The 12,520-nt window shown below is 76.9% G+C and carries 14 protein-coding genes; 5 read left to right on the top strand and 9 right to left on the bottom strand.

Going from position 1 to position 12,520, the window contains the following annotated elements; translation table 11 throughout:
* Position 1: 1 nt before the first annotated feature.
* From MF406_RS00585 to idi, 7 genes are read right to left on the bottom strand one after another with little or no spacing between them, the layout of a single operon-like run.
* Positions 2 to 742 (bottom strand): glycosyltransferase family 2 protein, encoded by a 741-nt coding sequence (locus tag MF406_RS00585; protein ID WP_242896097.1) that lies wholly within the window; start codon positions 740 to 742, stop codon positions 2 to 4.
* Complete coding sequence (locus tag MF406_RS00590) at positions 739 to 2,094, bottom strand: prenyltransferase (protein WP_371744551.1); 1,356 nt, start codon at positions 2,092 to 2,094, stop codon at positions 739 to 741. Before MF406_RS00590 ends, MF406_RS00585 begins: the two co-directional genes overlap by 4 nt.
* On the bottom strand, positions 2,091 to 2,543 hold the full coding sequence (locus MF406_RS18960; protein WP_371744552.1) for a lycopene cyclase domain-containing protein: 453 nt from the start codon (positions 2,541 to 2,543) through the stop codon (positions 2,091 to 2,093). Before MF406_RS18960 ends, MF406_RS00590 begins: the two co-directional genes overlap by 4 nt.
* Positions 2,540 to 4,198 (bottom strand): phytoene desaturase family protein, encoded by a 1,659-nt coding sequence (gene crtI / locus MF406_RS00600; RefSeq protein ID WP_242896104.1) that lies wholly within the window; start codon positions 4,196 to 4,198, stop codon positions 2,540 to 2,542. Before crtI ends, MF406_RS18960 begins: the two co-directional genes overlap by 4 nt.
* Positions 4,195 to 5,133, bottom strand: a complete 939-nt coding sequence (locus MF406_RS00605; RefSeq protein WP_242896106.1) for a squalene/phytoene synthase family protein — start codon at positions 5,131 to 5,133, stop codon at positions 4,195 to 4,197. The genes crtI and MF406_RS00605 overlap by 4 nt, the downstream gene beginning before the upstream one ends.
* Complete coding sequence (locus MF406_RS00610) at positions 5,133 to 6,299, bottom strand: polyprenyl synthetase family protein (protein WP_242896108.1); 1,167 nt, start codon at positions 6,297 to 6,299, stop codon at positions 5,133 to 5,135. The genes MF406_RS00605 and MF406_RS00610 overlap by 1 nt, the downstream gene beginning before the upstream one ends.
* On the bottom strand, positions 6,296 to 7,126 hold the full coding sequence (gene idi / locus MF406_RS00615; RefSeq protein ID WP_371744553.1) for an isopentenyl-diphosphate Delta-isomerase: 831 nt from the start codon (positions 7,124 to 7,126) through the stop codon (positions 6,296 to 6,298). The genes MF406_RS00610 and idi overlap by 4 nt, the downstream gene beginning before the upstream one ends.
* 86 nt (positions 7,127 to 7,212) lie before the next feature.
* Between idi and MF406_RS00620 the strand changes: the two genes are divergently transcribed.
* Entirely contained in the window at positions 7,213 to 7,785 is a 573-nt protein-coding gene (locus tag MF406_RS00620; protein ID WP_242896115.1) for a MarR family winged helix-turn-helix transcriptional regulator, read from the top strand.
* Between the two features lie 202 nt (positions 7,786 to 7,987).
* Positions 7,988 to 8,524 carry a hypothetical protein gene (locus MF406_RS00625; RefSeq protein ID WP_242896116.1) on the top strand — a complete coding sequence of 179 codons (537 nt, stop codon included), beginning with the start codon at positions 7,988 to 7,990 and terminating at the stop codon, positions 8,522 to 8,524.
* 97 nt (positions 8,525 to 8,621) lie between these two features.
* Here the strand turns inward: MF406_RS00625 and MF406_RS00630 are convergent, their stop codons facing one another.
* Both MF406_RS00630 and MF406_RS00635 read right to left on the bottom strand, forming a co-directional pair.
* Complete coding sequence (locus MF406_RS00630; protein ID WP_242896117.1) at positions 8,622 to 9,278, bottom strand: hypothetical protein; 657 nt, start codon at positions 9,276 to 9,278, stop codon at positions 8,622 to 8,624.
* Positions 9,275 to 9,817, bottom strand: a complete 543-nt coding sequence (locus tag MF406_RS00635; RefSeq protein WP_242896118.1) for a SigE family RNA polymerase sigma factor — start codon at positions 9,815 to 9,817, stop codon at positions 9,275 to 9,277. The genes MF406_RS00630 and MF406_RS00635 overlap by 4 nt, the downstream gene beginning before the upstream one ends.
* A gap of 194 nt (positions 9,818 to 10,011) precedes the next feature.
* Here MF406_RS00635 and MF406_RS00640 point away from each other — a divergent pair, with 194 nt between their 5' ends.
* From MF406_RS00640 to MF406_RS00645, 3 genes are all read left to right on the top strand, one after another.
* Entirely contained in the window at positions 10,012 to 11,700 is a 1,689-nt protein-coding gene (locus MF406_RS00640) for a patatin-like phospholipase family protein (protein ID WP_242896119.1), read from the top strand.
* Between the two features lie 143 nt (positions 11,701 to 11,843).
* Positions 11,844 to 11,975 carry a hypothetical protein gene (locus MF406_RS18625; protein WP_256463917.1) on the top strand — a complete coding sequence of 44 codons (132 nt, stop codon included), beginning with the start codon at positions 11,844 to 11,846 and terminating at the stop codon, positions 11,973 to 11,975.
* A gap of 285 nt (positions 11,976 to 12,260) precedes the next feature.
* A complete protein-coding gene (locus MF406_RS00645; protein ID WP_242896120.1) occupies positions 12,261 to 12,410 on the top strand; it encodes a hypothetical protein in 150 nt (49 codons plus the stop codon).
* Positions 12,411 to 12,520 lie beyond the last annotated feature (110 nt).

Consider the following 12,520-nt stretch of genomic DNA (forward strand, 5'->3'; position numbering starts at 1 on the left):
GCTACCGGCTGCGGAGCCGAACCTCCCACCGTTCCCACGGCGGGGAGGTACGCCAGTTCAGCCACAGCGTGCGGACCGCCCGCCGCACCCGGCGCCGCCACTGCGCCGCCCCGCGCACGGACCGGGCCGAGACCCCCACGACCAGGTCCCGGTCCAGCCGCACCCGCCACCGCGGGCCGAGCGCGAAGGACAGGTCGAGGTCGTCGTGCAGCTCGCCGTCGTCCCGGTGGACGTCGCCGCGCACCGCCTGCCAGGCGGACCGGCGCACCGCCATGTTCGAGCCCCACAGCGGCGGGTGCGCCAGCGCGGCGTGGCACAGCAGGTAGTACGCCCCGAGGTAGGCGCGGGCGACGGCGGCGCCGGTGCCGCCCGGCAGCCCGTAGAAGACCCCGGTGCCGGTGACGGCGGCCAGGGCCGGGTCGGCGGCCATGGCGGCAGCGATCCGGGCCACCCAGTCCGGGCCGGGCACCGAGTCGGCGTCCAGCCGGGCGATGACCTCCCCGCGGGCGGCGTCGTAGCCGGCGGCCGCGGCCCGGGGGATCCCGACGCGGGGCTCGTGGACCACCCGCGCGCCTAGCGCCCGGGCCACCGCGGCGGTGCCGTCGCGCGAGCCGTTGTCGACGACGACGACCTCCGCCGGCGCGGTCCGCTGCGCCTGGAGGGCACGCAGGCACGCGCGCAGCGCCGGGGCGTCGTCGCGGGCCGGGATGACGACGCTGACTGTGGGTGGACCGCCGCTCACCGCAGCGCCAGCCAGATGAAGAGCTGGGTGAGCAGGAACCCGGTGAGAAGGTTGAGCCAGAGGAACCGGCGCCACCCGGCGTGGGCCCGGGCGCAGTCGGCGTCGGGCAGCGACCGGAACGGCGCGATGCTCGCCACGTAGGGCACCACGAGGACCGCGGCCAGCGCGGCCGGCCACCCGGTCAGCAGCAGCACGAGCCCGGCCAGGCAGTAGCAGGCGATCGCCGCCCGGACCGTCCGGGCGGCGCCCAGCCAGGTCGCCACCGAGGCGATGCCGGCCGCCCGGTCGGCGGCCACGTCCTGCACGGCGCCGAACGCCTGGGACGCCATGCCCCACAGGAAGAACGCCGTCAGCGCGGCGAGCACCGGCCCGGTCAGGGCACCGCCGGCCAGCGCGAGGCCGAACGCGGCCGGGCTGACGAAGTGCGTCGCCGAGGTCATCGAGTCCAGCACCGGCCGCTCCTTCAGCCGCAGCCCGGGCACCGAGTACCCGAGGACGGCGGCGACGCTGACGGCGAGCACCGCCGTCGAGGCCGCCGACCCGAGGAGCACCAGGGCGAGCAGGAACGGCGCGTTCACCGCGGCCGCCACCACCAGCGTCAGGCGGTGCCAGCGGCGCGCCAGCACCACCCCCTCGATGCCGCCCTTGCGCGGGTTGCGCAGGTCGGACTCGTAGTCGAAGACGTCGTTGGTGCCGTACATGAGCAGGTTGTAGGGCACCAGGAAGTACACCGTGGCGAGCACGCCGACGGCGGTGACGCCGCCGCCGGCCAGCAGGTAGGCGGCGGCGAAGGGGTAGGCGGTGTTGATCCAGCTCACCGGCCGGGAGGCGCCGAGCAGCTGGCGCAGCGCGGCCCGCACGGTGGCCGGGCCGCCCGCGGCGGTGCCGGTCGCCGTGACGCTCATCGGTCCTCCTCGGCACGCCGGGCGGGCGTGCTCCCCGGCGGGCGGGTGGGAGTGCTCCCCGGTGGGCGGGTGGGCGTGCACTCCGGTGGAGGTCCGGGCGTGCTCCTTTGCGGGCGGACGGGAGTGCTTCTCGGCGGGGGTGCCCGGCCGACGGCGACCAGCCAGCTCCCATAGCGCGGGCAGCGCCACCGCCGCGGCCAGGGGCCAGGCCAGGTCCTCCACCGGCGCCCGCAGCACGGTCGGCCCGGCCAGGGCACCGGCGTCGTAGCGGAACAGGTCGGCGGCGATCATCAGGCTGTCGAAGACGGCGGTCAGGACCAGCAGCACGACGGCGACGGCGCCGCTCGCCGCCCACCAGCGCCACCCGAGCCGGCGCCGCAGCGCCGCGAGGACGCCCACGACGGCGGCGGCGGCTAGGAACATGGCCGCCAGGCCGAGGTAGCTCATCGCCGCCCTCCCCCGGCGCCGCGCCGTGCTCCGGCCGCCCCGCGGGCACCGGCGCGCCGGGCTCCCGGACGGTGCCGGCCGCCGTCGGGCCCGTCCACGCCCGCCCGCCCCGCTCCCAAACCACCGCCCCCGCCGTCGACGGCGAGCGCCCGGCGGGCCAGCCCGTGCAGGACCAGGGTGAGGTAGCACAGGAAGACGATGAAGACCGGTTCCTCCACGGGGAGCTCGGGAGCGAGCAGCACCCCGGTCATCGCGTCGCTGCCGCCGCGGCGGTAGAAGCCCCGACCGATCGCCACCAGGTCCCAGAGCAGGAAGAACGCAGTGCCGGCGCCGACCACGAGCAGGCCCCGGCGGGCGTCGGCCCACAGCACCAGCCGGAACCGGCGGTCGAGCAGGACCAGGCAGCCGAGCCCGGCGAGCAGGGCGGCGAGGTAGACCAGGCCGGTCACAGCGGCACCGCCAGGGGCTCGGTGGAGGTGTCCCCGCGCAGCCGCTTGAGCAGCACCTCGGCGCTGATCAGGCACATCGGCAGCCCGACGCCGGGGATGGTGCTGCCGCCGGCGTAGTACAGGCCGGCGACCCGGCGCGAGGCGTTGCCGGCGCGGAAGAACGCGCTCTGCCGCAGGGTGTGGGCGGGGCCGAGCATCCCGCCGCGCCAAGCGTGCAGGTCCCGGGCGAAGTCGGCCGGGCCCACCGTGCGGCGCACCAGGATGCGGGCGCGCAGGTCCGGGATGCCGGCCCAGGCGGCCACCTGGTCCACCGCGGCGTCGGCGACCGCCTCGACGGCCGGCGAGCCGGCGCCGTCGAGCCCGCCGTGGCCGAGGCCGACGTCGGCCGGCACGGGCACCAGCACGAAGAGGTTCTCCTGCCCGGCCGGGGCGACCGTGGGGTCGGTCCGGGACGGCGCGCAGACGTAGGCCGAGGCCGGGCGGGGCACCCGGCCGCCGAAGACGGCGTCGAAGTTCATCCGCCAGTCCCGGGTGAAGAACAGCGAGTGGTGCGCGAGCTGGGGCAGCCGGCCGCGCACGCCGAGGAAGACCAGCACGGCACCCGGGCCGGAGGTGCGCCGGTCCCACCAGGTCTGGGGGTAGGTCTGCAGCGCGGGCGGCAGCAGCGCGGTCTCGACGTGGTGCAGGTCCGCGGCGCCGACGACGACGTCGGCGGGCAGGTGCGCGGTGGCCCCGCCGTCGTCGGTGTACCGCACGCCGGTCACCCGCGCCTGGCGCCGGCCCCGGCCGCCCCGGTCATGCCGGCCCCGGCCATCCCGGCCACGCCGGCCGAGGCCGCCCGGGCCCCCACGGCCGAGGCCGCCCCGGCCGCTGCCGCCCGGGACGGGCGCGGTGGTGATCGCGGTGGCCGTCGCACCGGTGCGCAGCCGCACCCCCTCGGCGGCCGCCAGGCCGGCGAGCGCCTCGACCAGGCGGGTCAGCCCGCCGCGGGGGTACTGCACGCCGCCGGCCAGGTCCAGCGCGCTCATCAGGTGGTACATGCTCGGCGCGCGGTCCGGGGAGGCGCCGAGGAAGACGGCCGGGTAGCCGAGGACCTGGCGCAGCCGCGGGTCGGCGAACCGGGCGGCGACGAAGGACTCCAGGGACCGCAGCAGCAGCGGCGCGAGCCGGTGCGCCTGGGCCAGGACGTCCGGGGCGAGCAGGCCGCGGGGGGAGGCGAAGGTGGTGTAGAGGAAGCGGCGCACGGCGACGTCGTAGGTCCGGGCGGCGGAGTCGAGGTAGGCGGCCAGCCGCTCGCCCGCGCCCGGCTCGAGGGACTCGAACAGGGCCAGGTTGCGGGCCCGGTCCGCCCGCACGTCCACCGGGGCCGGCTCGCCCTCGAAGAACACCCGGTAGCCGGGGTCCAGCACGGCCAGGTCGAGCTGGTCGGCGGCGGAGGTGCCGAGCAGCCGGAAGAAGTGCTCGAACACCTCCGGCATCAGGTACCAGGAGGGGCCGGTGTCGAAGCGGAACCCGTCGCTGGCCCAGGAGCCGGCCCGCCCGCCCAGCTCGGGGCGCCGCTCGAGCAGGTCGACGTCGTACCCGTCACGGGCCAGCAGCGCGGCGCTGGCCAGCCCGGCGACGCCCCCGCCGACGACGACGGCGCGCCGGGTCACCACCGGCCCCCGCCGGCGGCGGCGGTGAGCAGGATCCGGGCCTTGACCAGGTCCGGCACCCGCACCCGGGACCGCTGGATCTGCGCGGCGGGGGTGGCGCGGAGCCGGCGGGAGAGCTCGGCGAAGAGGTCGTGCGCGGCGCGCACCGCCCGCCGGCTGCTCGCCGGCAGGTGCCCGATGACCGCGGCGGCCGCGGCCAGGTCCGCGTCGACGTCGTCCAGCAGCGCGTCCCGGCGGGCGTCGGTGAGCGGGCCGGCGCCCAGGCCCGGCAGGTAGGTCCGGCCGAGCTGGTCGTGGTCGGCGGCGAGGTCGCGCAGGAAGTTGACCTGCTGGAACGCCCGGCCGAGGCGGGCGGCGCCGGGGGCGAGGGCGGCGTAGGCGGCGGGGTCGCCGTCGAGGAAGACCCGCAGGCACATCAGCCCGACCACCTCGGCCGAGCCGTGGACGTACCCGGCCAGGCTCGCGGCGTCGTGCGTGGTCACCGACAGGTCCGCGCGCATCGCGGCGAAGAACGGGGTGAGCAGGTCCGGGCCGATGCCGGCGCCGCGGGCGGTCTGGGCGAAGGCGTGCACCACGAGGTTGGCCGACCGGCCGGTGCGCAGGGCCTGGTAGGTCTCCTCCTCCAGCACGGTGAGCAGGTGCGCGCGGTGGGTGGGCGCCCACCCCGGGTCCGGGTCGTCGACGATCTCATCCGCCACCCGGACCAGGGCGTAGATCGTGCGCACCCGGGTGCGCACCGGCTCGCGGAGCAGCCGGGTGGCCCAGCCGAAGGAGGTGGAGTAGGCGCTGATCACGACGGCGGCGCTGGCCCGGGCGGCGTCGTCGTACCGGTCCCGGGCGGTGGGGGCGGGGGCGACGGCGGCCGCGCGGGCCCGGCAGGAGCGCCACCGGGACGGGACGGCGCGGGCGGGAGTCACCGGCTGGGCGGCGGCCATCAGGCGGCCCGCCTGGTGAGGCTGTCGGTCAGGGCGTGGACGTGGGCCCGCAGGCCGGGGGCGAGGCCGAGCTCGTCGGCGAGCCGGCGGGCGGCCCGGCAGTGGCCGGCGGCCAGGTTTTCGACGAACGCCCGGGCCCCGCAGGCGGTAAGGAGCTCGCGCACCCGGGCCGCGCCAGCGTCGTCGATGCGCTCGTCGCCCAGGTAGGGCCGCAGCTCGGGCCACACGCCGGTGGTGCTGGCGTGGGCGACGAGCGGGGTGCACTTGCCCTCGCGCAGGTCCGACAGCACGCTCTTGCCGGTCTCCGCCGGCGTGCCGAAGACGCCGTCGAGGTCGTCCCGGAGCTGGAACGCGACGCCGAGGAGGCGGCCGAGCTCGCCCAGGGCGGCGACCGCGGCGTCCGGGGCGTGGGCGAGCACGGCGCCGGCCTGCAGCGGCAGCGCGAAGGAGTACACGGAGGTCTTGCGCTCGGCCGTCGTGAGAGCCTCGGCGAGGCTGGCCGGGTCGGGGCCGAGGCCGTGCCGGACGTCGGCCAGCTCTCCGGCGGCGCTGACCCGCACGGCGTGGTCCACCAGGTCCAGCAGGCGGCGCACGACGGCGGGCGGCGCGCCGCACAGGGCGACCGTGCGGACCGCGCCGGCCAGCGCGAGGTCCCCAGCGAGGACCGCGGCGGCGGCGCCGTACCGCTCGGCCCGGTCGGGGGTGGCGCCGGCGCGGCGGGCCTGGCGGGTGAAGGTGCCGGCGACGTTGGGTCGGCCGCGGCGCACGTCGTCGCCGTCGATGAGGTCGTCGTGGACGACGAAGGCGGTGTGCAGGAGCTCCATGGCGGCCGCCACCTGCGCGGCGGCCTCGGGGTCGGTGCCGCCGAAGGCCTCGTGCGCGGACATCACCAGCGCCGGCCGGAGGCGCTTGCCGCCGTCGGCGGCCCGGGCCAGCGCCGCCCAGAGCTCGGCGTCGTGGCGGTCGACGGCGCGGCGCTGGCCGGCGCGGAGGAACCGGTGCAGGGCGACGTCCGGGCTGGTCGTCGGGGCCTCGTCGAGCCCGGCTGGGTCCGGGGTGACCGGCCGGGGGGCGTCCACCGGGGCCGCCCGCCGGGTGGCGTCCGCGGGGGGTGCAGCCGGCTCGGCCGAGGCTCCGCGAGCCGTGGCCAGGTCGGTCCCGCTCATCGGGGACCCGCCGGGCCGGGGCTGGTCGGGGCGTCGGGCCCGACGGCGGCCGGCCGGCTGGGCCCGGCGGCGGGCCGGCTGGACCCGGCGGCGGGCCAGGTGGGGCCGGCGGTGGGCGGCCCGGCCGGGTCCGGGGAGGCCAGGGCCACGCCCGCGGCGGCCAGCAGGTCGAGCTGGTCCACCATCCACGGGCTGAACACCCAGGGCACCGCCTCGACGGCGCGGGCGAGCGCGGCCGGCTCGACCCACCGGTGCTCGGCCACCTCGGTGGGGTCGGGGACCGGTTCGGCGGTGGCCACCGCCGCGTACACCGGGCAGACCTCGTTCTCCACGGTCCCGGCGGCGTCGGTCGCCCGGTAGCGGAAGTGGGGCAGGACGCACGTGAGGCCAGTGAGGGTGAGGCCGAGCTCGTGCCGGCCGTGCCGGGCGACGGCGTCGCCGACGTCCTCGCCGGGGCGGGGGTGGCCGCAGAAGGCGTTGGTCCACACCCCGGGCCAGGTGCGCTTGGTCAGGGCGCGCCGGGTCAGCAGGACCCGGCCGGCGCCGTCGCCGAGCCAGCAGGAGAAGGCTAGGTGCAACGGGGTGTCCGGGCCGTGGACCGTGGCCCGCGGCGCGGTCCCGCGCGGCTGCCCGTCCTCGGTGAGGAGCACGACCTCGTCGGACGGGGTCTGCGCATCCGCCGCCGGGCCGCGCCGGGCGCTGTCGGTCTGCTCTGCCCGGCCGCGCGGGGCGCCGTCGGTCTGCGCCGTCGCGACGCCGGCACCTGCGGGCGGTGCTGCGCTACGCCGTGCCGCGGCCCGGACGTGGCGGGGGGTGGTCTTGGCCATGCGTGCCTCCTTCGGCCGGTGCCCACAGACCTTACTAGCCTGTCTATATATCTGCCAGGCTAGCGTTCTTCGTGTACGGTCAGGCCATGGTGGCAGCCCGGGCTCAGCGCGGATACTGGTACGGCGCGGACGGCGCGATGGCCGTCCTCGCCGCGCTGCGGCGCTTCCGGCGCGCCGACGAGGAGATGCGCCAGCGGACCAGCGTCGGCATGGGCATGAACCGCTCGGACATCCAGGCGCTGCAGCACGTGATCGCGGCCGAGCAGGAGGGGACGCCGATCACGCCGCGGCTGCTCGCCGACCACCTCCGCATCTCCTCCGCCTCCACCACCAAGCTGCTGGACCGGCTCACCGCGTCCGGCCACCTGGAGCGCGCTGCCCACCCGCACGACCGCCGCTCGGTCGTCGTGCGTGCCACACCGCACGCCCACCGGGAGATCCGCGAGCGACTCGGCCGCATGCACGAGCGGATGGCCGAGATCGCCCGGGACGTGCCCGAGCACTGTCGAGACGCCGTCGTCGACTTCCTCGAGGCCATGGCCGCGGAGCTGGACCGGGCCGGGGTGCCGGAGCCGTTGACGCCCGCCGGCGACGCGACCGGCGGGCGGGACCCGGCCGGCAAGCAGGACGGGACCGGCAAGCAGGACGCGGCCGGCTGATGCAGCCGACCCTCCCGGGACCGACCCGCGCCGTGCCGGGGTGCGGGCGGCGAGCGTCCGGCAGCGGCCGCCGTCGGCCGGCGTGCCAACGCGGACCGCCCACCGCATCATTGGCCCAGGCCTCTTCGGGAGGCTCCGCTCGCCGTCGCGCAGGGGACGAACCCCGCGCCAACCAGTACCAGCACACCAACGGAGGGTCATGATGTCGCAACGCAACACGCTCGTCCGCAGCCTGCACGACCTCGGCCTCGCAGCCTGGTTCGGGGGCTCGCTCATGGGAGCCATCGGCCTGAACGGGGCCACCTCCCACGCCCACGACCCGCGCGAGCGGCTCCGGCTCTCGGCCAAGGGCTGGGGGATGTGGGCCCCGGTCAACGCGCTGGCCATCGGCGCCAACCTGGTCGGCGGGCTCGGCCTGATCGGCGGGAACAAGGGCCGGCTCGCCAAGCAGCCCGAGGCCCGGCAGAACTCCGCCGCCAAGGCGGCCCTGACCGGCGCGGCGATGGTGCTGACCGCGTACAGCGGGATGCTCGGCCGGAAGGTCGCCAGGCTCGCCGAGGAGGGCGGCGAGGGGGCCACCGAGCCCAAGGCCGGTGCGCCGAAGAAGCTCAAGGCGGCGCAGAAGCAGCTCAAGGCCGCCCAGTGGGCGATCCCCGCCGTGACCGGCGTGCTCGTCGTGATGGGCGCCCAGCAGGGCGAGCAGCAGCGGCCGCTCGCGGGGCTGCTCCGGCACCGCTGACGGGAAGACGCAACCGGCGGTGACCGGGGCGGACGGCCAGGTCTGACCGGTCACCACGTTCGGGAGGGGCGGCCTGTCCGCCCCTCCCGATCGGTATTCAGCGCGGTGTCTCGAGCGACATGTTCTCCACGATGCGGCGCAGCTCTTCGCCGTCGCCCCCGGCCAGGTGCATCTCGATCACGATTCCGTCCTCCGGGGAGAACAGCAGCCCGCTGGCACCGTCGACGTCGACGCTGTTGACGAGCGCCGGCCGCCCGTTGACGGTGGTCTCCTCCTGCCCACCGAACCAGTGGATCAGCAGGTAGGAGTCGACGGTGAGGCCGGCTCCCTTCGTCACGCCGACAAAGAGCTCCTGCGGTCCGTTCCAGCGGGCATCGGTGGCGACCATGGGGACCGCCTCGTTGTAGACGTCCAGGGGGACGTACTCCTCGACGCTGCTCACCTCAGCCGACGAGCCTTCCGGGAGGTAGTGCAGGTTCACCCCCGCGACGGTGGCCAGCGGCTCGGATCCGGCCGGGACCTGGGCGAACTCCCAGGACGCGACCGCCGTCGGTGCGGTGTCCGGCTCCAGGACGGACGGCACCGTCACCGCCCCCACGGCGAGCGCCGCGGCGACGGGCAGGGCCGCGGCGGCCCGGCGGCGGCGGGTGCGGTGGGCACGCTTGCGGTAGACGCCAGCGAGGAGCCGGTCGCCGTCGAAGGGGACAGACGCGGTGGCGGCCTCGGCGGCCGCGCGGAACGTGGTGGGGTTCATCTCGGGTCTCCAATGGCAACGGGCGCAACGGGTTTCCAGGTAGGTCTTGCACGGTCGGGGAAGAACGGACCGACCGCACGACGCAGGGTGTGCAGCCCGCGGTGCGTCTGGCTCTTGACGGTGCCCACGGAGCAGCCCATCGCCTCGGCGGTCTCCGCCTCTGTCAGGCCCTCCCAGTACCGCAGGACCACGGCCACCCGCTGCCGCGGCGCGAGCGAGCGCAGCCCGGCCAGCAGGACGTCGCGCTGGTCCACCTGCACCATCTCGTCCACGACCCGGGAACCCTCCGGGTTGGTGAGGGGGAGAAACCTGCCGCTCAGCCGGCGTCGCTGGGCCAGACGAGCCATCGTCGTCCGCACGTAGGCGGCCGGGAACTCGATCTTCCGGCTCCCCCAGTGCCGCAGGCAGCTCTCCAGGGCGTCCTGGAGCAGGTCCTCCCCGGCATGCCGGTCGCCGGCGGAAAGCAGGACCGCGGTACGCAACAGCGCTGGTCCGTGGGAACGGAAGAACACCTCGAAGTGCTCGTCGGAGCGGCTCACGGCACCCCCTCTCGTCAGTGATGACCTTTCACCCTTATAGAGGCAGCCCGGACCGGAAAGGTTGCATCGCTCCGGCCACTCTCTCGCGGCGGGGCGGCTCCGGTGGTCAGGACGGGCCGCCGTCGCCGGGGCGAGCGCGGCGCGAACGTCCCGGCGCCCGATCGCCTCCGCTGGCCTTCCCCTAGCCTGGCCCCATGCGCGCGAGCCCACGGCGGAAGCCGAGCCCGGACGTGGTCGGGCTGGTCCTCAGCGGCGGCGGCGCCAAGGCCAGCTTCCAGATCGGGGCGCTGCGCTACCTCTACGACCGCGTCGGAATCGCCCCGCGGATCATCACCGGCACCTCCGCCGGCTCCATGGTGGCCGCCGTGCTCGCGCAGAGCGCCGACGGGCCGAGCCAGCGCCGCTCCCTCGGCCAGCTCGAGCGGCTGTGGCGGGAGATGCGCACCGACGCGGACATGTTCACCGAGCTGGAGTGGTTCGCCCGCCTGCGCCAGCGCGGCCCGGAGCTCGTGGGCGCCCTCACCCGCCGGCAGCACCGGCAGGGCCCGCTCGGGCGCACCTTCGCCCGGGTCGCGAACCAGGCGCTGTCCCGCCGCGACCCGGACCGGCCGGTGCCGGTGCGCCCCGACGATCCGACGGCGGGCAGCACGTGGGGCCCGACCGGCGTCGTCGAGCTCTTCAGCGCGCTGCGCGAGGTGGGCCGCGCCCGCCCGGACCTGGAGATCATCGTCCGGGGCGCGGAGCGGGAGCGGTCGATGTACCGGCCCGGCCCGCTCGTGGACCGGCTGCTGGACCCGGACGTCTTCGACCCCGCCCGGGTGGCGAGCGCCGGCGTCGTCCTGCGCCTCGCGATCGTCGCGCTGGAGTCCGGGGAGCTGCACTACGTCACCGAGGACGGCCACCTGGTCGACCGGGAGAACCGGCCGCTGGCGGAGGACCCGGTGGACCTGACCGAGGCGGTCCGGGCCTCCTGCGCGATCCCGTCCGTCTTCCCGCCGGTCCGGCTGGGCAACGAGCACTACGTCGACGGCGGGGTGCGGGAGGCGCTGCCGTTCGAGGTGGCCCACCGGCACCTGGGCGTCACCCGCTGCTACACCGTCGTCGCGTCCGCGCTGGGCGTGCCGCGGCAGGGCAGCTACGCCGAGAAGGACATGCTCTCCATCGTGGTGCGCAGCACCGCCGGGATCATGTCCGACGAGACGCTGCGCGACGAGGTGGAGGCTGCCCGCGCCGCCGGTGCGGTGGTCATCGCCCCCGAGCTGGACGTGCACGACTCCCTCGTGGTCGACCCGGGCCTGGTGGCCATTTCCATGGACTACGGGTACCTGCGGGCCGCCGAGGCGGTCGATGGCGCCACCGACGCCGAGCAGCAGCTCACCCGGGAGATCGTCGAGGTCCGCCGGCGGGCGTGGACGCTCGAGGCCGAGCTCCTGGCGCCCGACGGGCGGGCGGACGGGGCCTCGCCGGTCGAGGGCGACGACGAGGAGGCGTCGGTCGACGGCGAGGCGCCGGGGGGCGGCGGGCGGCTCGCGGCGAAGAGAGGCGGGCGGCCCGCTGCGGCCAGCGGCAGCACGGCCGCCGGCAGCGGTGGGCCCGGACCGGCCGGCACCAACGACCCCGGGCCGGACGGGGCCGACGACTCCGGGCCGGACGGCTCGGTGGCTGCCGGGCCAGACGCGAGCGGCTCCTCGGGTCCGGGCGCCGACGGCGGTCCGGGCAGCGGTACGTCTGGCATGGCCGCCCTCGGCGCGCTCAAGCACCGGCTGCGGGACCTCGTCGCCCAGGTGCCGGCCGACCGGCTGCCGCCGGGCGCCGAGCAGTGGTGGCAGCAGCTCGAGGGCCATCCGTGGGAGCCGACGCACCGGCCGGACTGGGTGTCCTGACCCGCCCACCGGCCCTGTCCCAGCCCGCGTTCGGTCCCCGTCCCAAGCCGGCGCAGGCGCCGCTCGCGCCCCCGGAGCGCGCGGTCCTACCTCCGCCGAATAATCCGTTGCCCCGGCGAGCGCCGGACTGCTGTGATGTACACATGTTCCTCGACAACCCCAGCGCTGCCCGCCGGCTGGCCGCCGACGCGCCGATCGTGCTCGGGGTCGTCGGAGCGGCCACCCGGGGCGTCGTCCCCGCCGGTGCCGCGGCGCGCGGTTCCGTCCGCCGCTGAGGCCTAGGGGGCGGCCGCCCGACGGCGCCACCCGAGCACCACCGCCACCCGCACCACGGCCACCGCACCAGCGTCAGCCACCGCACCCGTGCGCGCCGATGCGCGCCCGCGGACCCGCACCCACCGACGTCAGGACACCGCCATGCCCCGGCACGACCAGACCTGCGCGCCGCCGGCGCCGCCCTCGCCCGGCGCCGGCGACCGACCCGCAGCCGGCCCCGCGACCGCCGCGGCCCTCCCGCACCCCGCCCACCGTCCGTACCAGCACCACGAGAGGAGGTGACCGTGATGGACATGTGGTTCGAGCTCCACGAGGTCCGATCGGCGGACCTCATCCGTGAGGCCGAGGCCGCCCACGTCCGCCGCGTCCGGCGGCAGGCGCGGCGGCGCACCACGCCGTTCGCCCCGCGCCGGCCGCTGGGCAGCGACCTCTGAGCCGAGCGGAGACGACCTCCGGCACCGGTGACGGTGAGCCGGAGGTCGTCTCCGTCGTCTTGGGCAAGGCGGGCGCCGAGGTCCGACGGGGCACCAGCGACGTCCGCCGG

Origin of the sequence: Georgenia sp. TF02-10, from assembly GCF_022759505.1 — a bacterium.
GTDB lineage: Bacteria > Actinomycetota > Actinomycetes > Actinomycetales > Actinomycetaceae > TF02-10.

Bases quoted from the DNA above. Each gene is read 5' to 3' on its own strand.
- MF406_RS00590 (WP_371744551.1), bottom strand. From the start codon at position 2,094: ATGAGCTACCTCGGCCTGGCGGCCATGTTCCTAGCCGCCGCCGCCGTC.
- MF406_RS00605 (WP_242896106.1), bottom strand. From the start codon at position 5,133: ATGGCCGCCGCCCAGCCGGTGACTCCCGCCCGCGCCGTCCCGTCCCGG.
- MF406_RS00610 (WP_242896108.1), bottom strand. From the start codon at position 6,299: ATGAGCGGGACCGACCTGGCCACGGCTCGCGGAGCCTCGGCCGAGCCG.
- idi (WP_371744553.1), bottom strand. From the start codon at position 7,126: ATGGCCAAGACCACCCCCCGCCACGTCCGGGCCGCGGCACGGCGTAGC.
- MF406_RS00620 (WP_242896115.1), top strand. From the start codon at position 7,213: ATGGTGGCAGCCCGGGCTCAGCGCGGATACTGGTACGGCGCGGACGGC.
- MF406_RS00625 (WP_242896116.1), top strand. From the start codon at position 7,988: ATGTCGCAACGCAACACGCTCGTCCGCAGCCTGCACGACCTCGGCCTC.
- MF406_RS00630 (WP_242896117.1), bottom strand. From the start codon at position 9,278: ATGAACCCCACCACGTTCCGCGCGGCCGCCGAGGCCGCCACCGCGTCT.
- MF406_RS00640 (WP_242896119.1), top strand. From the start codon at position 10,012: ATGCGCGCGAGCCCACGGCGGAAGCCGAGCCCGGACGTGGTCGGGCTG.
- MF406_RS18625 (WP_256463917.1), top strand. From the start codon at position 11,844: ATGTTCCTCGACAACCCCAGCGCTGCCCGCCGGCTGGCCGCCGACGCG.